Consider the following 21,555-nt stretch of genomic DNA (forward strand, 5'->3'; position numbering starts at 1 on the left):
TGACCCCGTCCGATGTGCGGGACGGGGCCGGGGCGTGCGTAACGCGTGCTGCGAGCATGCGGGGTCAGGGCCGGTCCTGACCCCGCATGCAAAGGGGAGGGGACCCGACTGCGATGCCTGATGCGACGGACACGCCTGCACCAAGGACCGGCCAGCGCGACCTGACCACGGGGCCGATCGGCAAGACGTTGCTCGCGTTCGCGCTGCCGACGCTCGGATCGTCGGTCCTGCAATCGCTCAACGGTTCGATCAACGCGGTGTGGATCGGCCAGTTTCTCGGCGAGCGCGCGCTGGCGGCGACGACCAACGCGAACATCATCATGTTCCTGCTGGTCGCCGCGGTGTTCGGCTTCGGCATGGCGTCGACCATCCTGATCGGCCAGAACATGGGCCGCCGCGACATCGATGCGGTGCGCCGCGTTCTCGGCACGTCGTTCGGGCTGTTCACGATCATCTCGGTGCTGACGGTGGCGATCGGCTGGCTGGTCGCGCCGGCGATCCTGCGCGTGCTGGCGACGCCTGCCGAGGTCTATCCGCTTGCGCTCGCCTATCTGCGCGTGATCTTCGTCGCGATGCCCGCGGGGTTCCTGTCGGTGCTGCTGACGATGGCGCTGCGCGGCACCGGCGATTCGCTGACCCCGCTCAAGTTCATGGCGCTCGGCTCGGTCGTCGACGTCGCGCTCAACCCGCTGCTGATCCGCGGCTGGGGGCCGATCCCCGCGCTCGGGATCGAGGGATCCGCGCTCGCGACGCTGATCGCCAACACCGTCTCGTTCGTCGCACTGCTCGCCTATATCTATGCGAAGGACCTGCCGATCCGGCTGCGTGGCGCCGAGCTGCGCTATATCCTGCCTGATCGTGCGCTGCTGAAGACCATTGTCGTGAAGGGTGTCCCGATGGGGTTGCAGATGCTCGTCGTCTCGACCTCGGCGCTGGCGATGATCGGGCTGGTCAACCGGCACGGCACCACCACGACCGCCGCCTATGGCGCCGCCAACCAGCTCTGGACCTATGTGCAGATGCCCGCGATGGCGGTCGGTGCGGCGGTCAGCGCGATGGCGGCGCAGAATATCGGTGCGGGGCGCTGGGACCGGGTCGACCGGATCACGCGCGCGGGGCTGATGATGAACCTCGCGCTGACCGGCGGGCTGGTCGCGCTGCTGACGCTGCTCGACCGGCACGTGCTGTGGCTGTTCCTCGGGCAGGATACCGGCGCGATCGGCATCGCCACGCGGATCAACCTGATCGCGGGGTGGAGCTTCATCCTGTTCGGCGTGTCGATGGTGCTGTCGGCGACTGTCCGCGCGAACGGCGCGGTGGTCGGCCCGTTGCTGATCCTCGCGGTCGCGATGGGGCCGGTACGGTTCGGGCTCGCCTATGCGCTCGAGCCGATGATCGGCGCGGATGCGATCTGGTGGAGCTTTCCCGCGGGGTCGCTCGCCTCGATGCTGCTGACGATCGGCTATTACCTGCATGGCGGCTGGCGCAAGGGCCGGATCGTTACCGAGCCCGCCGCACACGACGCGGGCGAGGCAGCCAAGGCGGATTGCGAGCCCGCCAGCCGGTCCATGCCGGTCGGCTGAGTGCCACCCTAGGCCTGGGGCGGCGTCACCGGGGCCATGACCTGAATGATCCCGGCGGCGATCCTGGCCGTCACCGGGGTCTTGGCGAGCACCTCGCCATCGATCGAGATCGGCAGCTTGGGGATCGTGTCGACGCGCATGCTCTTACCGCGGAAGTCGCGGACCTCCTCGTGCCGCGATTCGTGACGGAAGACGCTGGCGACCCAGTTCTGCACCAGTCGCCGCTTCATCTTGCCCATCACCGCCTGCACGACGATCTCGCCCGAATCGACCGCCGCCGCGTCGACCAGCTCGGTCCCGCCATGATAGGGGCCGTTCGAGATACGCACCTCGACGACGCGCATCCGCACCGCGTCCGGGCCCTCGCCGACGATCAGCGTGAACGGGCGGAAGCGCATGAACTGATACGCCGCCCAGCCGAGATAGCCGACCCGGCCCAGCACCTTCTTGAGGCCGTGCGGCACCGTCTCGGCGATCTTCGGGCTGATCCCCATCGCCGCGCAATTGGCGAAATAATCGCCGTCAATCATGCCGAGATCGATCCGCCGCGGCGCACCCGTCCGGATGACCTCGACCGCGCCCTCGATCGTCAGCGGAATGCCGAGCGTCCGCGCAAAGCTGTTCGCGGTGCCCAGCGGAAGCACGCCGAGGATGACATCGTGCCCGACCATCAGGTCGACCAGCCCGCTGATCGTGCCGTCGCCGCCGCCCAGGATCAGCAGATCGGGCTTGGCAGCGAGCGCCCGGCGGACGGTGGGTTCCAGATCCTCGGGGTTCTCGACCGCATGCGCGTCGACCTCATAGGGAAGCCCCGACATCGCCGCGCAGGCGCGCTTGAACAGCGCCTGTCCCTTGCGCGACTTCGCGTTCACCACAAGCGCGGCGGAGCGGATCGGCCGGTCGCGCGCCGGTCCGGTATCAGGGGCCTGGGTCGTGTCTATCGTGGTGGCGGTCATGCGAGGCCCAACGCGCGAAAGGGAAATGCGTCCCCGAGGCCGAATCGGCAGCGATCGGTTTCGTTCGCGCCGACCGTAACGCTTGCCTGCGCGGCGTCCATCCCGCAAAAGCCGCGCCATGTCCGCAAGCTATCCCGCGCTGCGCCTGCGCCGCACCCGCTCGTCCGACTGGAGCCGCCGGCTCCATGCCGAGACCGTCCTCACGCCGGCCGATCTGATCTGGCCGCTGTTCGTCGTCGAGGGGGAGGGCGTCGAGCAACCGATCGCCAGCCTGCCGGGCGTATCGCGCTGGTCGGTCGACCAGATCGTCGCGCGCGGCCGCGAGGCGCGTGACCTCGGCATCCCGTGCATCGCGCTGTTTCCCTACACCCAGCCCGAGCGTCGCACCGAAGATGGTCGCGAGGCACTCAACCCCGACAATCTGATGTGCCAGGCGATCCGTGCGCTCAAGGATGCGGTGCCCGAGGTCGGCGTGCTGACCGACGTCGCGCTCGATCCCTATACCAGCCACGGCCATGACGGGCTGGTCGACGCCGCGGGCTATGTCGTCAACGACACCACCGCGGAGATGCTCGTCGCGCAGGCGCTGAACCAGGCGGCGGCGGGCGCGGACATTATCGCACCCAGCGACATGATGGACGGCCGGATCGGCATGATCCGCACCGCGCTCGAGGCGGAGTCGCATCACAACGTCCAGATCATGTCCTATGCCGCCAAATATGCGAGCGCCTTTTACGGCCCGTTCCGCGATGCGGTCGGCAGCCGCGGGCTGCTGAAGGGCGACAAGAAGACGTACCAGATGGACAACGCCAATGCCGAGGAGGCGCTGCGCGAGGTTGCGATGGATCTCGCCGAGGGCGCGGACACGGTGATGGTCAAGCCGGGCCTGCCCTATCTCGACATCATCGTCCGCGTCCGTCAGGCGTTCGAGGTGCCGGTCTTCGCCTATCAGGTGTCGGGCGAATATGCGATGATCGAGGCGTCGGCCGCAGCGGGCGCGGGCGACCGTGACGCGCTGGTGCTCGAGACGCTGATGGCGTTCAAGCGCGCCGGCTGTTCGGGCGTGCTGACCTATCATGCGGCACACGCGGCCCGGCTCCTGAATGGATGAGTTCAGGCTCGAGACCGAGCGTCTCATCCTGCGCGCGTGGCGGGACGCCGACGTCGAGGCCTTTGCGGCGATGGGGCGTGACCCCGATGTGATGCGCTTTCTCGGGCCGCCGGCGACGCTTGCCGAGACGCAGGCGGCGGTCGGCCGGATGGTCGATCGTCAACGCACGTCGGGGCATTGCTTCTGGGCGATCGAACGCAAGGCGGATGCCGCGTTTCTCGGCTTTTGCGGTCTGGTACCGGGCAAGCCGCCGATCGACGGCGCGATCGAGATCGGCTGGCGTCTCGCGCGTCATGCCTGGGGGCAGGGCTATGCGTCCGAAGCCGCGGCGGCGAGCCTCGCCTGGGGCTGGGCCCATCTGCCCGTCGCGCATATCGTCGCCATCACGGTTCCCGCCAACATGCGCAGCCGCGCGCTGATGGAGCGGCTGGGCATGACCCATGTCGAGGATGGCGATTTCGACCATCCCGATCTCGCCGCCACCGACCCGCTGCGCCGGCACGTCCTCTATCGGATCCATCGCCCCACCAATGTCTGATCCTTCCCCGATGGCACGGTGGTGCCGCGTCCTGTTCGTCGCGACGATCCTGGCAGGGTCGTTCCTGCTGTTCCTCGTCCAGCCGATGGTCGCGCGCATGGCGCTGCCGCGGCTCGGCGGCGCGCCTGCGGTGTGGAACTCGGCGATGCTCGTCTATCAGGCGCTGCTGCTCGGTGGCTATGCCTATGCGCACTGGCTCGGACGGGTGAAGCCGCGCGCGCAGGCGGTCATCCATCTCGGCGTGCTCGCGGTCGCAGCTTTGTGGCTGCCGATCGGGCTGTTCGCGCTCGATCTGCCCGCCGATGCACAGCCTGCGGTGTGGGTGCCCTGGCTGCTCGGCCTGTCGATCGGTCCGCTGTTCTTCGCGGTGTCGGCCCAGGCGCCGCTGATCCAGCGCTGGTTCAGCGCGTCGAGCGGCGGTGCGGATCCCTATGCACTTTATGCCGCGTCCAATCTCGGCAGTTTCGCCGGTCTGATCGCCTATCCGCTGGTCGTCGAGCCGTTGCTGGCGATCCACGGGCAGAGCCTGTTGTGGACCGCAGGGTACGCGGTGCTCGTCCTGTTGGTCGCACTCTGCGCGACGCGGCTGCCGCGCACCGCGTCGGCCGAGCATGTCGCCGCGACCAGCCCGGCGCCGGGCGCGGCGCTGATCCTCCACTGGATCGCGCTCGCGCTGGTGCCGTCGGGGCTGATGCTCGCCACCTCGACCTATATCACCACCGATATCGTCGCGATGCCGCTGCTCTGGGTGCTGCCGCTCGGGCTCTATCTGCTCAGCTTCACCATCGCCTTCGCGCAGGATCGCACGCTCGCCGACCTGCTGACCCGGATCGCGCCGGTGACGATCCTGCTGTTCGGCGGGGTGATCATGGGCGGATTCAACGACAAGCCGGTGTTCAGCGCGACGATCGCGCTGACCTTGCTGTTCATGGTCTCGGTCGCGCTCCACACCGCCATGTATCGCCGGCGCCCGGCGCCCGACCGGCTGACGGGCTTCTATCTGGCGATGTCGGTCGGCGGCGTGCTGGGCGGGGTGTTCGCCGCGTTGCTGGCCCCCGTGATCTTCGACTGGACCTATGAATATCCGCTGCTGATCCTGGCAGCGGGCGTGCTGGTGCCGCAGATGTACCTGCTGGCGACGTTCCGCGCGGTCTGGTCGGGGCCGGCGGTGCGGCGCCGTCTCGGGCTCGCGGCCATCATCCTCGTCATGGCGGTGGCGGCCGGGATGCGGATCAGCAACCCCGACGGCATATTGGGCGACCAGCATCAGGGCGCGGCCTTCCTGATCGTCGCCGCGATCGGCCTCGCCACGCTTGGCGCACGGTTGCCCTATGTCGTCGTGCTCGCCAGCACGCTGGTGATGTTCGGGGGCTATCGCGCGCTGGAACTCAGCGCCGAGCGGGGTGCGCGCGAGCGCAGCTATTTCGGCGTCTACACGGTGCGCGACGACGAGGGGGTCCGCGAGCTCGATCACGGGACCACCGTCCACGGCATCCAGCTGCGCGGTTCGCCCGCGCGCGAGCGGACGCCGACCACCTATTATGTTGCCGGATCGGGCGTGGGGCAGGCGATGCAGGCGCTCGGCCCGCTCTATGGCCCGGCGGCGCGGGTCGGTGTCGTCGGGCTGGGGACGGGCACCCTGTCCTGCTACGCCCGCCCGGGCGAGCAGTGGCGTTTCTACGAGATCGACCCGGCGGTCGTGCGGATCGCGCGCGATACCGGCCAGTTCAGCTATCTGTCGCGCTGCCTGCCCGATCCGGTGATCCGGATCGGCGACGCGCGGATCGCGCTGGCGGGGGAGAGGACCGCGAGCCTCGACCTGCTCGCGCTCGATGCCTTCTCGTCGGATACGGTGCCGATGCACCTGATGACGCGCGAGGCGTTCGCGACCTATGGCCGCGTGGTGTCGCGCAACGGGCTGCTGCTCGTCCATATCTCGAACCGCTATATCGACCTCGAACCCGTGGTCGCCGCCGCCGCGCGCGAGGCGGGGTGGCACGCCGTCCACCTGCTCTACCCTCCTTCGCCGCTCGACGCCGATCACCCCTCGCCATCGGACTGGATCGCGCTGTCGCGCGACCCGCGGGCGATCGCGCTGCTCCGGCAACGCAATTTAGGCTGGGAACCGATCGTCGCGCGCGACGGCATGGCCGCATGGACCGACGATTATTCGACGATCCTGCCGCTGCTCAAGGGGCTCTGGTAGGCTGAAAGGGGGGCGTCAGGCGGCGGGGAGGCTCGCCTGGATCTGCGTGATGGTCGTTCCCTGCTTCTCGGCTTCGGCCTGCGCCGCGTCGCGCACCGCGTCGAGCGCGGGATAGGCCGGCGCGAGCGTCGCCGCGCGATCGGTCGCGCGACGCTCGATATCGGTGACGAGCAGCGACGTCTGCGCCCGCCAGTCGTCGAGACCGGCCAGCGCGGTCTGGGCCGTCAGCCACGGCTCGCTGCCGACCGCACCGCCGCGTGCGGCGCGAGCCGCGGCCTGGGTGCTCGCCGCATCCTTCGCAAAGCCCGCCCTGATCCGGTCGAGCTGCGTCCGGAACGCTGCAATATCGGTGTCGAGCGTAGGATCGGGCTGGACCACCACCGGCTTGCCCGCGGGTTCGCCAAAGCCGATCGATTCGGTCGGGCGGATCCCGAGCGAGGGATAGCTGGCGCTATCCTTGCTGCAGGCGCCGACCGCCAGGGCGGGTGCGAGAAGAAGGGCGATCAGCGCGGGGCGGGAAGGCTGTTTCATGCCCGTCGCTCTATGCCGCCGACGCGGCGTACACAACTTTATCGCGCAACACCCTTGCGCCGCGAAAAATGCCTGCTATCAGCGCCCCTCCAGTGCACCCATAGCTCAGCTGGATAGAGCATCAGACTACGAATCTGAGGGTCGGGCGTTCGAATCGCTCTGGGTGCACCAGGATTTCCTGCCTCGCGGCGGGGCCAGACGGCCAGACACGGGCCGGCCAAATATGGCATGGCGATGCACCCATAGCTCAGCTGGATAGAGCATCAGACTACGAATCTGAGGGTCGGGCGTTCGAATCGCTCTGGGTGCACCATCGTCCACAACCTGCCGCGGCACGACGCCGGAAGCGGTTATCTCCCATCTCATCCGCACTGCATTGACGTCGCGACGCGACGGTCCCGTCGCATCACCCAATGCCCCCGTGCTTTTCGACATCTCCCGAAAACTTCTTGCCGCGGCCGCTTGCACAGCCGCGAAGTGCTGGGTATAGGCGCCCCTCCAGTCACCGGTCGGTCCCCCAAGGGCGTAACGATCGGACTCCGTCGGGGAGTAGCTCAGCCTGGTAGAGCACTGTCTTCGGGAGGCAGGGGCCGGAGGTTCGAATCCTCTCTTCCCGACCATCATGCACCGCATGATCATCGCTTGCCCAGGCGGCAGGCCGTAGATCCAGCACTATCAAAGCCGTTAAGGCCAATAACGTCTTGGTCGCGTCGTGTCCGCGCTCGAGCGGCATTTCGACCTGGCCGCCTCCGGGACAACGGGGGCGCGCAGGCTTACAGCGCGCTGCCTAGTGCGTAGTTTCCGAGGCTGAGAACCCGCGGCTCGATGCCGTATCCCTCGGCTCCCTGACCGTCTCCGCCGCGGCGCGCGACCGGATGATGGTTGGGAGGATGGAGTCGGCGCGATGATGGATGACGAGCCCGTTGCGGCCCAGCCTCGGCATGCCGTGATCCTGTGCCATCCGGATCCTGCGAGCTTCAACCACGCGATCGCGCACCGCTATGCCGATGCGGTGCGCGCAAACGGCCAGCACGTCGTACTGCGCGACCTCTATGCGTCGGGCTTCGATCCGGTGCTCAAACCGGCGGAATTGCCGACGCGGGATGCGGCGGTTCTCGCGCAGGACGTGCAGGACGAACGCGCGGCGATCGCTGGCTGCGACGTGTTCGTCCTCGTCTACCCGCTGTGGTTCGGCTCCCCGCCGGCGATGATGAAGGGCTATATCGAGCGCGTGTTCGGCGCAGGGATCGAGCCTGTCGCGGTCCAGCAGCGTGCGCGCAGCCTGCTGCTCGGCGGCAAGCGGCTGCTGACCTTCACAACCGCGGCGGGCAGCCGGGTCTGGCTCGACGATCAGGGGCTCGGGACGGGGCTGACGATCATGGTCGACCAGTATCTGGTCCACGCCTTCGGCATGCGGTCGCAGGAACAGCGCCGATTCGCCAATATCACCAGCCATCTCGATCCGCAGGTCGCCGGCCAGCATCTGAACGCCGTCACTGCGCAGGCGAACCGCACCTGCGCACAACTCGCGTTCGGCGACGAGGCGCTGCTGCGCGACCCTTCGCTGACCAGCCGGCTGGCCGGCTGATGCGGCCCCATCAAAGGATTATCGACATGCGCCCCATACCGCCCGCGATCCCCGCCGCTCGTCCATGGGCTCCGCACTCTTGACCGGCCTCGCCCACAAGGCACCGCCGCATGTCGTGACGCGCGCCGATCCGTTGTCGCCCGATGAACTGCACCGGATGGACGCCTATTGGCGTGCCGCCAACTACCTGTCGGTCGGCCAGATCTATCTGCGCGACAACGCGCTGCTCGAACGCCCGCTGACGGTCGCCGACGTCAAGCCGCGGCTGCTCGGCCACTGGGGCACGACGCCGGGGCTCAACTTCCTCTACGTCCATCTCAACCGGCTGATTGTCGCGCACGACCTCGACATGATCAACATCATCGGGCCGGGGCATGGCGGGCCGGGGCTGGTGGCCCACACCTATCTCGAGGGCTCCTATACCGAACGTTATCCCGCGATCGAGCGCAGCCGGTCGGGCATGCACCGGCTGTTCCGGCAATTCTCCTGGCCGGGCGGCATCCCGAGCCATGTCGCGCCCGAGACGCCGGGATCGATCCATGAGGGCGGCGAGCTCGGCTATTCGCTGGCACATGCTTACGGCGCGGCGTTCGACAATCCGGACCTGCTGGTCGCCTGCGTGATCGGCGACGGCGAGGCAGAGACGGGCGCGCTGGCGGCGAGCTGGCATTCGAACAAGTTCCTGAACCCCGCGCGCGACGGCGCAGTCCTGCCGATCCTGCACCTCAACGGGTTCAAGATCGCCAACCCCACGATCCTCGCGCGGATCGACGGGGACGAGCTCGACGCGCTGCTGCGCGGCTATGGGCATGAGCCGCTCTATGTCGGCGGCAGCGACCCCGCGCTCGTCCACCAGCAGCTCGCCGCCGCGCTCGACACCGCGCTGGCGCGGATCCAGGCGATCCAGGCCGAGGCACGCATCCCCGGCGCGACGCCCGGGCGACCGCGCTGGCCGATGATCGTGTTCCGCACGCCCAAGGGGTGGACCGGCCCGAAGACCGTCGACGGCAAGCCGGTCGAGGGCACATGGCGCGCGCATCAGGTCCCGATCGCCGACTTCAAGGACCCCAAGCATCTCCGGCTGCTCGAGGACTGGATGCGCAGCTACCGTCCCGAGGAGCTGTTCGACGCGACGGGCAAGTTCCTCGACATCTACGCCTCGCTCGCCCCGACCGGGCATCGGCGGATGGGGTCGAACCGGCATGCCAATGGCGGCGAGACGCTGGTGCCCCTGTCGCTGCCCGACTTCCGTGCGCATGCCGTGCCGGTCGACGCGCCGGGCACGGTCATGGCCGAAGCAACGCGGGTGTTCGGCGGGTATCTGCGCGACGTGATGAAGCTCAACATGCCGAGCGTGAACTTCCGCCTGTTCGGGCCCGACGAGACCGCGTCGAACCGTCTCGCCGATGTCTATGACGTGTCGGGCAAGGTCTGGATGGCTGAGGTCGAGGCGGTCGACGAGCACCTGACGTGCGACGGCCGCGTGATGGAGGTGCTGAGCGAGCATCTGTGCCAGGGCTGGCTCGAGGGCTATCTGCTCACCGGACGCCACGGGCTGTTTTCCTGTTACGAGGCGTTCGTCCACATCGTCGATTCGATGGTCAACCAGCACGCCAAATGGCTGAAGGTGACGCGCGGCATCCCGTGGCGGCGGCCGATCGCGTCGCTCAACTATCTGCTGACGTCGCATGTCTGGCGACAGGATCACAATGGCCTGTCGCATCAGGACCCGGGGTTCATCGATCACGTCGCGAACAAGACCGCGGAGGTGACGCGAATCTATCTGCCCCCCGACGCCAATTGCCTGTTGTCGGTCGGCGACCATTGCCTGCGCAGCCGCGGCTATGTGAACGTGATCGTCGCGGGCAAGCAGCCCGAATGGCAATGGCTGGGGATCGACGCGGCGGTGCGGCACTGCACCGCTGGCGCCGGCATCTGGGACTGGGCTGGCGACGATGCCGATCCCGATGTGGTGATGGCGTGTGCGGGCGACGTTCCGACGCTCGAGACGCTGGCGGCGGTCACGCTGCTGCGTGCCTATGTCCCCGATATCCGGATCCGGGTGGTCAATGTCGTCGACCTGATGGTGTTGCAGCCGCGATCCGAACATACGCACGGCCTCGACGAGCGCGAGTTCGACGCGCTGTTCACGACTGACACACCGGTGATCTTCGCGTTCCACGGCTATCCGGCGATGATCCACAAGCTGACCTACCGCCGTGCCAACCACGCCAACATCCATGTCCGCGGCTACAAGGAAATGGGCACGACGACGACGCCGTTCGACATGGTCGTGCTGAACGATCTCGACCGGTACCGGCTCGCGCTCGACGCGATCGAGCGGATCCCGCGGCTGCGCGACCGCGTCCCGCGCGAGACCGCGCGCTACTGGACGACGATGGAACGGCACAAGCTGTACATTGCCCAACAGGGCGACGATCTGCCGGAGGTCCGCGACTGGCAATGGGCGCGCTGATCCTCGCGCTGAACAGCGGGTCGTCGACGGTGAAATACGGGCTCTACGCCGTCGACCCGGACCCCGCGTTGCTCGTCGGCGGGACGATCGAGACCGCCGACGGTCACGCTTCGGTCCTCGACGCGCTCGACGCCGCGTTGCGGGACAGCCCGGCGCCAAGCGCGATCGGCCACCGGATCGTCCATGGCGGCCCGCATCGTACCGCGCATTGCCTGATCGACGATGCGGTGACCGCGGATCTGGTCGCGGCCTGTGCGTTCGCGCCGCTCCATGGTCCGGCGGCGCTCGCACTGATTGCGGCCGCACGTGCGCGCTATCCCGGGATGCCGCAGGTCGCCTGTTTCGACACCGCCTTCCATGCCGATCTGCCCGATGTCGCGCAGGTCCTTCCGATCCCGCGCCGATACCGTGCGAGCGGGGTGCGGCGGTACGGCTTTCACGGCCTGTCGTGCGAATCGATCCTGGCGCAGCTCGGGGGCGGCGTGCCGTCGCGCCTCGTCATCGCGCATCTCGGCAACGGGGCGAGCGTCACCGCGGTGCGCGACGGGCGATCGGTCGATACCAGCATGGGGCTGACGCCATCAGGCGGGGTGACGATGGCCACGCGGACGGGGGATATCGACCCCGGCATCCTGCTGTACCTGCTCCGCGAGACCGGGCTCGAGGCTGATGAACTGGCGACGATGATCGATCACGATTCGGGAATGGCGGGGATCTCGGGATTGTCGGGGGACATGCGCGTGCTGCGCGCGGCGGCCGGGAGCAACCCCAATGCCGACCTCGCGATCCGGATGTTCGAGCGATCGGTCTGCAAGCAGATCGCAGCGATGGCTGCGACGCTCGGGGGGCTCGACCTGCTCGTGCTGACCGGCGGGATCGGCGAACATGACCGCGCGACCCAGCAGGCGATCGGTACCGGCCTGGCATGGCTGCCGGGCATGGCAATCCGGATCGTCGCCTCGCGCGAGGATGACGAGATCGCCCGTCATGCCGCCCGTCTCAGCCAGGCGGCGATCGGCCCACCCTCACGCTGACCCCATCGATCCGCGCGGCGTCCTTAGCCGGCGAGCGTCAGCATGGCGGCCGCGATCGCCGCGAGCAGCGCACCGTCGGTGGTCGCGCGGTCGAGGATCCGGTCACCCTGAGGGGCCGCCGCGGCGATCAGGTCCGGCGACGGCACCCGCCCGTCGAGCAGGATCGCCCGGCCAGCCCAGCCCAGGCCCCGCATCGCGGCGAGCGCCGCCATCCCGTCGTCATCCTGCCCCGCCAGCCCGGAATCGGAGAGGTCCAGGATGATGCACGCATGCTCGCGCGATGCCGGATCGGACACCAGGGCCGCACAGCTTGCATAGGACCGTACCCGGTAGCGTTCGGAGAGCAGCAGGATCTGCCGCGCGCGGCGTCGCGCGGGATTGCCGTCGACCAGCGAGATGCCCGGGCTGGTGGGCAGAAACGGGGCCGGTGGGTTCATCGTCGATCCTTGTCGGATCTTCGATGACAGGACCCGCGGACCCGGTCTGTACGTAAAACACGGGGGGCGCTCAGGCCGGGTCGGCCGTCTCGCCCAGACCCGCGGCAAAGGCGATGCGCAGCACGTCCGACAGGCTGCGCGCCATCAGCTTTTCCATCAGATTGGCGCGGTGGACCTCGACCGTCCGCGTCGCGATGTCGAGATCGAACGCGATCAGCTTGTTCGGCCGGCCCAGGACCATCCCGTCCAGCACGTCGCGCTCGCGCGGGGTCAGCGCCGCGAGCAGGACGCGGGCCTCGGCCGCGGCGAGCTGGTCGCGGCCGATCCGTGCGGCCTTGGCAAGCGCGATCTCGATCGCCGCGAGCAGCGTCGCGCGCTCGAACGGCTTTTCCAGGAACTCGATCGCCCCCGCCTTGATCGCACGCACCGCGAGCGCGACGTCGCCGTGCCCGGTCAGCATGATCACGGGCAGGGCTATGCCGCGCTGCGCCAGCGTCGCCTGGACCTCGAGCCCGTCGATATCGGGCATCCGCACGTCGAGCAGAACGCAGCCACGCGCCTCGCGCGTGACGTGCTTGAGGAAATGCGTGCCCGACACATGCGTCTCGACCGCATAGCCCGCCTTGCGCAGCAGGAACCCGACCGACTGGCGGATCGCGGGATCGTCGTCGACGACGTGCACGACGTGGCTGGTCTCATCCATCGGCAACATCCTGTGTGGCGAGCGGTATCGTGAAGTGGAAGGCGGTACCGGCGGGGCATGTCGGTTCGACCCAGATGCGGCCGCCATGCGCCTCGACGATCGTCCGACAGATCGACAGCCCAAGGCCCATGCCGTCGCTCTTGGTCGTCGCGAACGCGTCGAACAGGCGCTCGCGGATCGCCGGATCGATGCCCGCACCGGTATCGGCCACGCTGATCCGCACCCAGCCTTCGCGATCCGCCAGCGTCGCGATCGTCAGGCGCTTGTCGGGCGCGCCGGCCATCGACTGGATGGCGTTGCGGATCAGATTGACCAGGACCTGCTGGATCTGGATGCGGTCGACCCGCACCAGATCGGCGCCCTGGCGGATATCGGTGGTGACCGTGATCCCCGCCTCGTGCGCGCCCAGCAGCCCCAGGCTGATCGCCTCCTCGACGAGTGCGGCGAGCGGCTCCACCCGCAGCGCGGTGTCGCCGCCCTCGACGAACGCGCGCAGCCGCCGGACAATCGTGCCGGCACGCAGCGACTGCGCCGCCGCCAGCTCGAGCGCCTCGGCGATCTCCGCCAGCAGCGGCGACGGCGTGTCGCCGATCATGTCCCGCGTCGCCTCCAGATAATTGGCGATCGCGGTCAGCGGCTGGTTGATCTCATGCGCGAGCGTCGATGCCATCGTGCCCATCGCGCTGACCCGCGAGACGTGGACCAGCTCGGCCTGCAGCTCCTTCAGCCGGCGCTCGGTGGCCTGGCGCTGGCTGATGTCGCGGATGAAGCCCGTGAAGATCCGCTCGCCCGCGATCGACGCCTCGCCGACCGCGAGTTCGATCGGAAAGACCTCGCCATTCTTGCGTAGCGCGTGTTCGAGCCGGACATTGCCGATGACGTGCCGCACCCCGGTCCGCCGGTAGGTGTGCAGATGCGCGTCATGCGCAGCGGCATTCGCGGGCGGCATCAGCATCGCGACGTTGCGACCGATCACCTCGTCCGTCTCATAGCCGAAGACGAGCGCGGCGGCGGCGCTGAACGATACGATGACGCCGTATTCGTTCATCACGATCATCGCATCGGGGACGGTGTTCAGGATCGAGCGGAGATGATGTTCGCGGCGCAGGATCGCGGCCTCCGCCGCCTTCTCGTCGGTGATGTCGCGGATCACCTTGCCAAAGCCGCGCAGCGCGCCCGCGTCGTCATGCAGCGCGGTGATCGTCACGCTCGCGAGAAATTCCGATCCGTCCTTGCGGACCCGCCAGTTTTCCTCCTCGATCCGGCCACCGGCATGCGCGCGCTCGAGATCGGCGCGCGGCTTGCCCGCCGCGACGTCCTCGGCCGGGTAGAAGATCGCGGCATCGCGGCCGATGATCTCGGCCTCGGTCCATCCCTTGATCCGCTCGGCGCCCCGGTTCCAGATCGTCACGCGCCCCTGCGGGTCGAGCATGTAGATCGCATAGGTCGTCGCCGCGTCGATCAGCAGGCCGAGTTCCTCCGCCAGCACGGCGGGACGTCCGGCAGCCGCGTCGCCCATGTCGGACGGATGCGCGATCATGCGGGTGGGGCGGCCGGTCGGGCTGGGCGCGTGCGGTTCATCGGGCTCTGGGCCTTGTCCGGCGGTCGGGCCCGATACGCCGATGGCCAAGGTCTTGGTCGCCGGTACGGAACCGGCCTGGATGATAGACCAGAACCGCCGCACCGGCCACCGCCGCTCGATCGAGCACCCCAGTGTCCGAACGGGTCAGGCGGGCGGCGATGCCAGCGTCAGTCGCAGGATCATCGCGGAGGGATCGCCAGGGCAGGGGGCTGCCGTCCAGCCCCGCTCGCGCTCCATGTCGATCGCCTGGTGATTGTCGCGGCTTTCGATCGATTCGAGCGTGCGGAGGCCCTTGGCGCGGGCAAACGTCGCGACGTGATCGAGCAGGACCCAGCTGATCCCGCGCCGCTTGAAATCGCTGCGGATCGCGACCGCGACCTCCGCGCGCAGGCCGTCGTCATCGCCGACCAGCATCGCGGTCGCGAGGATCCGGCCGCTGCCGATCTCGCAGGCGAGGAAATGCTCGCTATGCTCGTGATCGACGCGCAGCAGCGCGAGCAGCTGCTCGTGCCCGACATGGTTGATCGCGCTGAGGAACCGGAAGCGCAAATCCTCCTTGCCGACATGCGTGAAGAAGTCAGCCAGCGCCGCCTCGTCATCCGGCGTGATCGGGCGGACGTGAAACGCGTAGCCGGTCCGGGTCGTCAGATCCGCGCTCCAGTCGGTGGCCGGCGCGGGGAGGGTATCTGGCGAATCGGTGTTGCGGGCGGCATCGGCCATGCTGGCATCCTTCCACGGGGTGCACGCCCTCGAAAATGAGGACGGCCCCGGGTAGCGCCCGCTCGCCCGTCGCTGCACCATCGGGAAACACGTAGCGACACGATTGCCGCGCACACGAATGCCGCAGTGTACTACGTCCCAGTGATGTCAGAATGGGTAGACTTGGTGACCCCTACGAGAATCGAACTCGTGCTTACGCCGTGAGAGGGCGTCGTCCTAACCGCTAGACGAAGGGGCCGTGTAGTCGAGCCGCGCTCCTACGGAAGCGGGGCGCGGGCGTCAAGGCGGTGCGGCGGCAAAATCGCGCGAGGTGCACGTTTTGCCGCCGGATCGCCTTGACGATCGTCGTCGTCAGGCAGCGACCTTCTTGCGCTCGGCCATTTCGGCGTTGAGCATTTCGGCCAGAAGAAACGCCATCTCAAGGCTTTGGCTGGCGTTCAGGCGCGGATCGCAATGCGTGTGATACCGGTCCGCCAGGCTCTGCTCGGTGACGTCGACCGCGCCGCCGGTGCATTCGGTGACGTTCTGCCCGGTCATCTCGATATGGATGCCGCCGGCATGCGTGCCCTCGGCGCGGTGCACCGCGAAGAAGCCGCGGACCTCGGCAAGGATGCGCTCGAACGGCCGGGTCTTGTAGCCATTGGCCGCCTTGACGACGTTGCCGTGCATCGGGTCGCACGACCAGACGACGGGATGCCCCGCGCGGGTCACCGCACGGACGAGCTTGGGCAGCGCGGCCTCGATCGAATCATAGCCATAGCGCGTGATCAGCGTCATCCGGCCCGGGACGCGCGCAGGATTGAGCGTATCGAGCATCCGCAGCAGCGCGTCCGGCTCGAGGCTCGGACCGCATTTGATGCCGATCGGATTGCCGATGCCGCGCAGATATTCGACATGGCTCGACCCCTCGAATCGCGTCCGGTCGCCGATCCACAGGAAATGCGCGCTCGTGTCGTACCAGTCGCCGGTCAGCGAATCCTGCCGCGTGAGTGCCTGCTCATATTGCAGCAGCAACGCTTCATGGCTGGTGTAGAAATTGGTCTGGGCAAGCTGCGGCACGGTTTCCGGATCGATCCCGCAGGCCGCCATGAACTCGAGCGCCTCGCCGATCCGGTCCGCGGTCTCGGCATATTTCTTCGACCAGGGGCTGCGGCCCATGAAGTCGTGCGTCCAGCGATGCACCTGATGCAGGTTGGCATACCCACCCTGCGCGAACGCGCGGAGCAGGTTGAGCGTCGCCGCCGACTGCGAATAGGCACGGATCATCCGCTGCGGATCGGGGGCCCGCGACTCGGCCGTGAAGGCGATGTCGTTGACGTTGTCGCCGCGATAGCTGGGCAGCTCGACGCCGCCGATCGTCTCGGTATTGGCCGAGCGCGGCTTGGCGAACTGGCCCGCCATGCGGCCGAGCTTCACGACCGGCAGCTTCGAGGCGAAGGTAAGCACGACCGCCATCTGCAGGATGACGCGGAAGGTATCGCGGATGTTGTTCGCGCTGTGCTCGGCAAAGCTCTCGGCGCAGTCGCCGCCCTGGAGCAGGAACGCCTTGCCCGCCGCAACCTCGGCGAGGCTCGCGGTCAGGTTGCGCGCCTCGCCTGCGAAGACGAGCGGCGGAAACGTCGCAAGCTGTGCGGTCGCGGCGTCGAGCGCGCCGGCGTCGGGATACGAGGGGAGCTGGCGGGCTTCGTGCGTGGTCCAGCTGTCGGGGGCCCAGTTTGCGGCCATAATTGTTCGTCCGATTGGTGAATTCGAGGCGCGGCCATGCGCCGAATCGGCTTTTGGCGCAATCAAGTAAAGCTTGCAGGCGGACGAGTACCGGATGCAATGTGACTGATCGCAGCGATCCGGACGGTCAGGGGTTGCCCGAGATTGTAGAGAAAGCGCTTCTCAATGTCGGGCAGGTTTGGCACAGGGCGATGATGGATCTTCCCTTGCGAATTATCATTGCATTTTCGATCGTTGGCGTCGGTGTCGCGATCGGCGTGCCCGTGCTGATCATGATGATGAAGCGCCGCCGTCGCGACAAGCGCCGTCGTCGCGGGATCAAGGACTATAACAGCCCGAACAACGGCACCGCGCGCAGCTGATCGTGCGACCGCCGGTGCCTGCCACCGACGCTATCGTTCAATAGCCCGCTGCAAGATCAGCGACGTTCCGCATCGCGGACCCCGCGCGGTACGCCTGCAGATTGTCGAGGAACATCGCCGCTCCGCGTTTGAACATCCTGGTCTGGCTGCGACCCGACAGATGCATCGTCAGGATCGTGTTCGGCGCGGACCATAAGGGGTGATCGGCCGGCAACGGTTCGGGGTGCGTCGGATCAAGGAACGCCCCGCCAATCTGTCCCGAACGCAAGGCTGCGAGCAACGCCTCGTCATCGATCATGTCGCCGCGCGCGATGTTGATCAGCCATGCGCTGTCCTTCATCGCGGCAAGCTCGCCGCTGCCGATCAGCGTCTTGGTCGCATCGGTCGAGGGCGCGGCAAGCACCACCCAGTCGAACTCCCCGAGACGGGCGCGCCAGGCATCGGGCGTGAGCGTCGCGCCGCGCCCGGTCCGGGTCACGCCGGTCACGTCGACGCCAAAGGCCGCGAGCCGATCGCCGATCATCGCGCCGATCGTGCCATAGCCGATGACCAGCGCGCGCGTGTCGGCAAGCTCGATCTTGCCCGGCGCGTCCTTCAGCCAGACATGATCGGCCTGCGCGCGGAGGACGGTGTCGAGGCGCTTGGCGGCGACGAGTATCCCCATCACCGCATATTCCGCGACCGCGACCGCGTTGATGCCCGCACCGTTGGTCAGGATCACGCCCCGGTCGTGCAGCCATGCAAGGGGGAAGGCGTCGAGTCCCGCATAGATGGTCGACACCCATTTCAGCTGCGGCCCGGCGGCGCGAATCGCGTCCGCCACCAGGTGAGTCGGCTGCATGTCGACCCAGGCGATGTCCGCATCGGCGATCGCCGCATTCGCCTCGCTTGGCGTTGCAAACCATTCGACGTCGAGATCGGATGGCAGATGCGGTTCGAGCAGCGGACGGGCGGCGGCGGGGAGGACGGCTTTCATCCCCGCCTCTGTACCGCGCTTCGGGCGTGACGCCAAAGCGCGGAGTCGTCTCCGCCGCCGATCACCCGATCCGCCAGTCCCAGCCAAGCGGATCGCCGTCCATCACCTCGACCCCGGCGCTGGCGAGGTCGTCGCGGATCGCGTCCGACCGCGGGAAGTCCTTCGCAGCCCGCGCGGCGCGGCGCTCGGCAAGGCGTTCGTCGACGGCTGCGGCGTCGAGCGTGGCCGAGGCCGGCCGGACGCGCAGATCCTCGCGGCGCAGGGCTGCGAGATCAAGTCCCAGCACCGCATCGAAATCGGCCAGCGCGGCGAGTCGGTCCGCGGGCGACAGTCGCTTGTCTGCGAGCAGTTCGTCGAGGACCGGCAAGGCGCGCGGCGTTGCGAGGTCGTCGCAGACCGCGATGTCGAGTCGGTCGCGGTAGCCAGCGAGCAGAGCGCGGACGGCGTCGGTCGCGGGTTTGGCGGGATCGCTTGCCGAATTGCCTGGGGCCGCCCGGTCGCGCAACGCCTGCACGGTGAGCGCCAGCCGCTTCAGTCGCGTCGTCGCGGCCGCCAGATTGTCCCAGGAGAATTCCAGCTCGCTGCGATACTGCGCCTGGAGGCACATCAGCCGATAAGCGAGCGGGTGGAAGCCGCGATCGACGAGAGTCTGGAGAGTCGTGAACTCGCCGCCGGATTTCGACATCTTTCCCGAGCGTTCGACGAGAAAGTTGTTGTGCATCCAGAGGTTCGCCCCGGTGTCCGCACAGCCGCAACGCGCCTGATTCTGCGCAATCTCGTTCGGGTGGTGGATCTCGCGGTGGTCGATGCCGCCGGTGTGGATGTCGAACTGCGGCCCCAGATATTTCTGGCTCATCACCGAGCATTCGAGATGCCAGCCGGGTGCACCGCGTCCCCAGGGCGACTCCCATTCCATCTGGCGCATCTCGCCCGGGGCCGATGTCCGCCAGATCGCGAAATCCTGCGGGTGGCGCTTGCCCGCGACCGGATCGATCCGGCTCTCGCCGGCATCGTCGTTCGACCGGGCAAGCCGGCCATAATCCGGGACCGTGCTGGTATCGAAATACAGCCCGTCCTCGAGCAGGTAGCAATGCTCCGGCGCGATGGCCTCGGCAAAGGCGATCATCTCCGCGATATGGTCGGTCGCGAGCGGGAAGCGCGTCGGCGTGCGGATGTGGAGGTCGATCAGATTGCGCTTGAAGGCTTCGGTGTAATGTCTTGCGATCGCCCAGATATCCTGCCCGCTGGCGCGCGCGGCGGCCTCCATCTTGTCGTCGCCCGCATCGGCATCCGACGTCAGGTGGCCGACATCGGTGATGTTGACGATGTGCGTGAGGCCAAAGCCCTTCCACGTCAGCGTCCGCGACAGCGTGTCGGTAAAGACATAGGCGCGCAAATTGCCGATATGCGCATAGTTGTAGACGGTCGGTCCGCAGGAATAGAGCCCGACATTGGCGGGATCGATCGGCGCAAACGGCTCGAGCCGGCGCGTCAGGCTGTTATACAGGGTCAGGGCGTGCGTGGTCATGCGCGGCTCTTAGCGCTCGCTTGGCAGGCGCGTAAACCGGTGCCCGACGTCGATCCCGACACGGATAGGGCGGGTTTGGCTTGAAACAGCGGGCACACGCTGTTAGGGGCTCCCGTTCATGCGGCGCGGACTTGTTCGCGACGGCACTATCCATTCGTATCTATTCGACCGGAGCTTAACGGGTTTATGCAAATCATCGTCCGCGACAACAACGTCGACCAGGCCCTTCGCGCGCTCAAGAAGAAGCTGCAGCGTGAAGGCGTGTATCGCGAGATGAAGTTGCGCCGCCACTACGAGAAGCCGTCGGAAAAGCGCGCTCGCGAGCGTGCGGCTGCGATCCGTCGTTCGCGCAAGCTCGAGCGCAAGCGCGCCGAGCGCGACGGCGCACGCTAAGCTTCGCCTGCAGTAGGAACCCTCGGCTGCACGCGCAGCCAGGGTTTTGGGGGCCGCGTTACCGCGGCTCCGATTACGAATTCTACGGCACGCGCGGCGCTCCGGCGTGACCAGATGACCCGGGGTTTGTCCGATGTCGACCGTCACCGCCGTTCCGCTGCAGCCGACCAAGCGCAGCTATCTCATCTATCTGTGGCTGGGCATCGCGCTCGCGCTGATCGGCGCCGTCGCCCTTGCGCGCCAGGGTGACGATCCGCTGACCCGCAACGGGCGCGCCAAGGGTGTCGTCACGACCGCGTCGGGCCTCCAGTACAAGATCCTGACGCCGGGCAAGCCCGGTGCCGCCAAGCCGACCGATGCCGATGTCGCGCTGGTGAATTACGAGGGCAAGCTCCTCAACGGCACCACCTTCGACAAGTCGCAGCAGCCTACGCCGCTGCCCGTCACGGGCGTCGTTCCCGGCTTCTCCGAAGCGCTCAAGCTGATGCCAAAGGGCGGCAAGTACCGTTTCTGGCTGAAGCCTTCGCTCGGCTATGGCGACAAGGCGAGCGGACCGATCCCGGCCAACTCGACGCTCGTGTTCGACGTCGAGCTGCTCGACTTCCTGCCGCAAAGCGTCGTCCAGCAGATGCAGGCGCAGCAGCAGATGCAGATGCAGCAGGGTGCGCCGGGCGCCGGCGGCGCGGTACCGCAGCCGCGCTGATCGCCTCGTCGGGCGGTTCGCCGCCCGACTCGCCGGACTCGGCATCATGATACAGGGCCGTCCGCGACTGATCGTCGCGGGCGGCCTTTCTATGTCGGCGTAACTCGGATCATGCAGGGCTCGGCCGATGCGCCCGGTGACGCCTCGGGTCATCTCGCGCCCGCCTGCCATGGCCAAGGGTGGGCGCGCCGCGTCAGGGGTCAAACACCATCCGGCATTACAGCGGCATGGCGGATCATGCTCGTCTGCCGGAATTCGTGTGCAGGCCTCAGTCCCGCGGATCGTCGCAATCTATCGTCGATCTCGGTGGCACGCGGTGGCTTGCGCAGCGGTGCGAGGCGGGGAGGGGCGCTGGAGTGTCGCCGTATCCGCCCCGGACCCATCTGCGGCAGGCAAAAAAAAT

At 67.8% G+C, this 21,555-nt stretch carries 19 protein-coding genes and 4 tRNA genes; 13 read left to right on the forward strand and 10 right to left on the reverse strand.

Annotation, left to right across the window (positions count from 1 at the left end; all coding sequences use genetic code 11):
* Positions 1-113 precede the first annotated feature (113 nt).
* Positions 114-1,583: an MATE family efflux transporter gene (locus NEF64_RS07175; RefSeq protein WP_056406292.1), complete on the forward strand. Its 1,470-nt coding sequence runs from the start codon at positions 114-116 to the stop codon at positions 1,581-1,583.
* Between the two features lie 8 nt (positions 1,584-1,591).
* Here the strand turns inward: NEF64_RS07175 and NEF64_RS07180 are convergent, their stop codons facing one another.
* Complete coding sequence (locus NEF64_RS07180; RefSeq protein WP_252574731.1) at positions 1,592-2,539, reverse strand: diacylglycerol/lipid kinase family protein; 948 nt, start codon at positions 2,537-2,539, stop codon at positions 1,592-1,594.
* Between the two features lie 118 nt (positions 2,540-2,657).
* On the opposite strand from NEF64_RS07180, the gene hemB reads away from it, so the two are divergent.
* Genes hemB through NEF64_RS07195 form a run of 3 tightly spaced genes read left to right on the forward strand, consistent with a single transcriptional unit; the run spans position 2,658 to position 6,394 of the window.
* Complete coding sequence (hemB, locus tag NEF64_RS07185) at positions 2,658-3,650, forward strand: porphobilinogen synthase (RefSeq protein WP_031396015.1); 993 nt, start codon at positions 2,658-2,660, stop codon at positions 3,648-3,650.
* Positions 3,643-4,188 (forward strand): GNAT family N-acetyltransferase, encoded by a 546-nt coding sequence (locus tag NEF64_RS07190; RefSeq protein ID WP_056406294.1) that lies wholly within the window; start codon positions 3,643-3,645, stop codon positions 4,186-4,188. The genes hemB and NEF64_RS07190 overlap by 8 nt, the downstream gene beginning before the upstream one ends.
* Positions 4,181-6,394 carry a fused MFS/spermidine synthase gene (locus NEF64_RS07195; protein ID WP_252574732.1) on the forward strand — a complete coding sequence of 738 codons (2,214 nt, stop codon included), beginning with the start codon at positions 4,181-4,183 and terminating at the stop codon, positions 6,392-6,394. The genes NEF64_RS07190 and NEF64_RS07195 overlap by 8 nt, the downstream gene beginning before the upstream one ends.
* 15 nt (positions 6,395-6,409) lie before the next feature.
* Here the strand turns inward: NEF64_RS07195 and NEF64_RS07200 are convergent, their stop codons facing one another.
* Positions 6,410-6,925, reverse strand: coding sequence for a hypothetical protein (locus NEF64_RS07200; RefSeq protein WP_056406299.1), 516 nt, complete (start codon positions 6,923-6,925; stop codon positions 6,410-6,412).
* A 94-nt stretch (positions 6,926-7,019) separates the two neighbouring features.
* Here NEF64_RS07200 and NEF64_RS07205 point away from each other — a divergent pair.
* From NEF64_RS07205 to NEF64_RS07230, 6 genes are all read left to right on the forward strand, one after another.
* Positions 7,020-7,096 (forward strand) — tRNA-Arg (locus NEF64_RS07205).
* 65 nt (positions 7,097-7,161) lie between these two features.
* Positions 7,162-7,238 (forward strand) — tRNA-Arg (locus NEF64_RS07210).
* A 230-nt stretch (positions 7,239-7,468) separates the two neighbouring features.
* Positions 7,469-7,545 (forward strand) — tRNA-Pro (locus NEF64_RS07215).
* A gap of 284 nt (positions 7,546-7,829) precedes the next feature.
* Positions 7,830-8,513, forward strand: a complete 684-nt coding sequence (locus NEF64_RS07220) for an NAD(P)H-dependent oxidoreductase (RefSeq protein ID WP_056406301.1) — start codon at positions 7,830-7,832, stop codon at positions 8,511-8,513.
* 79 nt (positions 8,514-8,592) lie between these two features.
* The gene (locus NEF64_RS07225) at positions 8,593-10,989 is read left to right on the forward strand and encodes a phosphoketolase family protein (protein WP_261362619.1); all 2,397 of its coding nucleotides are present in this window, start codon (positions 8,593-8,595) and stop codon (positions 10,987-10,989) included.
* Positions 10,977-12,023, forward strand: a complete 1,047-nt coding sequence (locus NEF64_RS07230) for an acetate/propionate family kinase (RefSeq protein ID WP_037529194.1) — start codon at positions 10,977-10,979, stop codon at positions 12,021-12,023. The genes NEF64_RS07225 and NEF64_RS07230 overlap by 13 nt, the downstream gene beginning before the upstream one ends.
* A 23-nt stretch (positions 12,024-12,046) precedes the next feature.
* On the opposite strand, the gene NEF64_RS07235 is transcribed toward NEF64_RS07230, so the two are convergent.
* The 6 genes from NEF64_RS07235 to NEF64_RS07260 form a co-directional block, all read right to left on the reverse strand.
* Positions 12,047-12,460, reverse strand: a complete 414-nt coding sequence (locus NEF64_RS07235; protein ID WP_056406305.1) for a response regulator transcription factor — start codon at positions 12,458-12,460, stop codon at positions 12,047-12,049.
* A 70-nt stretch (positions 12,461-12,530) separates the two neighbouring features.
* The gene (locus tag NEF64_RS07240) at positions 12,531-13,163 is read right to left on the reverse strand and encodes a response regulator transcription factor (protein ID WP_056406307.1); all 633 of its coding nucleotides are present in this window, start codon (positions 13,161-13,163) and stop codon (positions 12,531-12,533) included.
* Positions 13,156-14,703: a PAS domain-containing sensor histidine kinase gene (locus NEF64_RS07245; RefSeq protein ID WP_235516365.1), complete on the reverse strand. Its 1,548-nt coding sequence runs from the start codon at positions 14,701-14,703 to the stop codon at positions 13,156-13,158. The genes NEF64_RS07240 and NEF64_RS07245 overlap by 8 nt, the downstream gene beginning before the upstream one ends.
* A 186-nt stretch (positions 14,704-14,889) precedes the next feature.
* On the reverse strand, positions 14,890-15,465 hold the full coding sequence (locus NEF64_RS07250; RefSeq protein ID WP_082446793.1) for a GNAT family N-acetyltransferase: 576 nt from the start codon (positions 15,463-15,465) through the stop codon (positions 14,890-14,892).
* A gap of 163 nt (positions 15,466-15,628) precedes the next feature.
* A tRNA-Glu gene (locus NEF64_RS07255) sits at positions 15,629-15,703 on the reverse strand.
* A gap of 113 nt (positions 15,704-15,816) precedes the next feature.
* Entirely contained in the window at positions 15,817-17,190 is a 1,374-nt protein-coding gene (locus tag NEF64_RS07260) for a class II 3-deoxy-7-phosphoheptulonate synthase (RefSeq protein WP_031394637.1), read from the reverse strand.
* A 101-nt stretch (positions 17,191-17,291) separates the two neighbouring features.
* Here NEF64_RS07260 and NEF64_RS07265 point away from each other — a divergent pair, with 101 nt between their 5' ends.
* Positions 17,292-17,552 (forward strand): hypothetical protein, encoded by a 261-nt coding sequence (locus NEF64_RS07265; protein WP_156360331.1) that lies wholly within the window; start codon positions 17,292-17,294, stop codon positions 17,550-17,552.
* Between the two features lie 37 nt (positions 17,553-17,589).
* Here NEF64_RS07265 and NEF64_RS07270 read toward each other — a convergent pair whose 3' ends face one another.
* Together NEF64_RS07270 and cysS are read right to left on the reverse strand one after the other, a co-directional pair.
* Positions 17,590-18,528, reverse strand: coding sequence for a D-2-hydroxyacid dehydrogenase (locus NEF64_RS07270; RefSeq protein ID WP_056406309.1), 939 nt, complete (start codon positions 18,526-18,528; stop codon positions 17,590-17,592).
* A gap of 61 nt (positions 18,529-18,589) precedes the next feature.
* Positions 18,590-20,056, reverse strand: coding sequence for a cysteine--tRNA ligase (gene cysS / locus NEF64_RS07275; RefSeq protein WP_056406311.1), 1,467 nt, complete (start codon positions 20,054-20,056; stop codon positions 18,590-18,592).
* Positions 20,057-20,242: 186 nt separating this feature from the next.
* Here cysS and rpsU point away from each other — a divergent pair, with 186 nt between their 5' ends.
* Both rpsU and NEF64_RS07285 read left to right on the forward strand, forming a co-directional pair.
* A complete protein-coding gene (gene rpsU / locus NEF64_RS07280) occupies positions 20,243-20,449 on the forward strand; it encodes a 30S ribosomal protein S21 (protein ID WP_031394635.1) in 207 nt (68 codons plus the stop codon).
* A gap of 133 nt (positions 20,450-20,582) precedes the next feature.
* Positions 20,583-21,152 carry an FKBP-type peptidyl-prolyl cis-trans isomerase gene (locus tag NEF64_RS07285; RefSeq protein WP_031394634.1) on the forward strand — a complete coding sequence of 190 codons (570 nt, stop codon included), beginning with the start codon at positions 20,583-20,585 and terminating at the stop codon, positions 21,150-21,152.
* The last annotated feature ends 403 nt before the right edge of the window (positions 21,153-21,555 follow it).

The sequence above is a fragment of the Sphingomonas aerolata genome (assembly GCF_023935825.1).
GTDB lineage: Bacteria > Pseudomonadota > Alphaproteobacteria > Sphingomonadales > Sphingomonadaceae > Sphingomonas > Sphingomonas aerolata.

What these genes read in the sequence shown, in the direction of transcription:
- NEF64_RS07240 (WP_056406307.1), bottom strand. Translation starts at nt 13,163, where the DNA reads ATGGATGAGACCAGCCACGTCGTGCACGTCGTCGACGACGATCCCGCG.
- NEF64_RS07235 (WP_056406305.1), bottom strand. Translation starts at nt 12,460, where the DNA reads ATGAACCCACCGGCCCCGTTTCTGCCCACCAGCCCGGGCATCTCGCTG.
- NEF64_RS07220 (WP_056406301.1), top strand. Translation starts at nt 7,830, where the DNA reads ATGATGGATGACGAGCCCGTTGCGGCCCAGCCTCGGCATGCCGTGATC.
- NEF64_RS07230 (WP_037529194.1), top strand. Translation starts at nt 10,977, where the DNA reads ATGGGCGCGCTGATCCTCGCGCTGAACAGCGGGTCGTCGACGGTGAAA.
- NEF64_RS07250 (WP_082446793.1), bottom strand. Translation starts at nt 15,465, where the DNA reads ATGGCCGATGCCGCCCGCAACACCGATTCGCCAGATACCCTCCCCGCG.
- NEF64_RS07270 (WP_056406309.1), bottom strand. Translation starts at nt 18,528, where the DNA reads ATGAAAGCCGTCCTCCCCGCCGCCGCCCGTCCGCTGCTCGAACCGCAT.
- NEF64_RS07260 (WP_031394637.1), bottom strand. Translation starts at nt 17,190, where the DNA reads ATGGCCGCAAACTGGGCCCCCGACAGCTGGACCACGCACGAAGCCCGC.
- NEF64_RS07175 (WP_056406292.1), top strand. Translation starts at nt 114, where the DNA reads ATGCCTGATGCGACGGACACGCCTGCACCAAGGACCGGCCAGCGCGAC.
- NEF64_RS07245 (WP_235516365.1), bottom strand. Translation starts at nt 14,703, where the DNA reads ATGATCGCGCATCCGTCCGACATGGGCGACGCGGCTGCCGGACGTCCC.
- cysS (WP_056406311.1), bottom strand. Translation starts at nt 20,056, where the DNA reads ATGACCACGCACGCCCTGACCCTGTATAACAGCCTGACGCGCCGGCTC.
- NEF64_RS07200 (WP_056406299.1), bottom strand. Translation starts at nt 6,925, where the DNA reads ATGAAACAGCCTTCCCGCCCCGCGCTGATCGCCCTTCTTCTCGCACCC.
- NEF64_RS07180 (WP_252574731.1), bottom strand. Translation starts at nt 2,539, where the DNA reads ATGACCGCCACCACGATAGACACGACCCAGGCCCCTGATACCGGACCG.
- NEF64_RS07285 (WP_031394634.1), top strand. Translation starts at nt 20,583, where the DNA reads ATGTCGACCGTCACCGCCGTTCCGCTGCAGCCGACCAAGCGCAGCTAT.
- hemB (WP_031396015.1), top strand. Translation starts at nt 2,658, where the DNA reads ATGTCCGCAAGCTATCCCGCGCTGCGCCTGCGCCGCACCCGCTCGTCC.
- rpsU (WP_031394635.1), top strand. Translation starts at nt 20,243, where the DNA reads ATGCAAATCATCGTCCGCGACAACAACGTCGACCAGGCCCTTCGCGCG.
- NEF64_RS07195 (WP_252574732.1), top strand. Translation starts at nt 4,181, where the DNA reads ATGTCTGATCCTTCCCCGATGGCACGGTGGTGCCGCGTCCTGTTCGTC.
- NEF64_RS07190 (WP_056406294.1), top strand. Translation starts at nt 3,643, where the DNA reads ATGGATGAGTTCAGGCTCGAGACCGAGCGTCTCATCCTGCGCGCGTGG.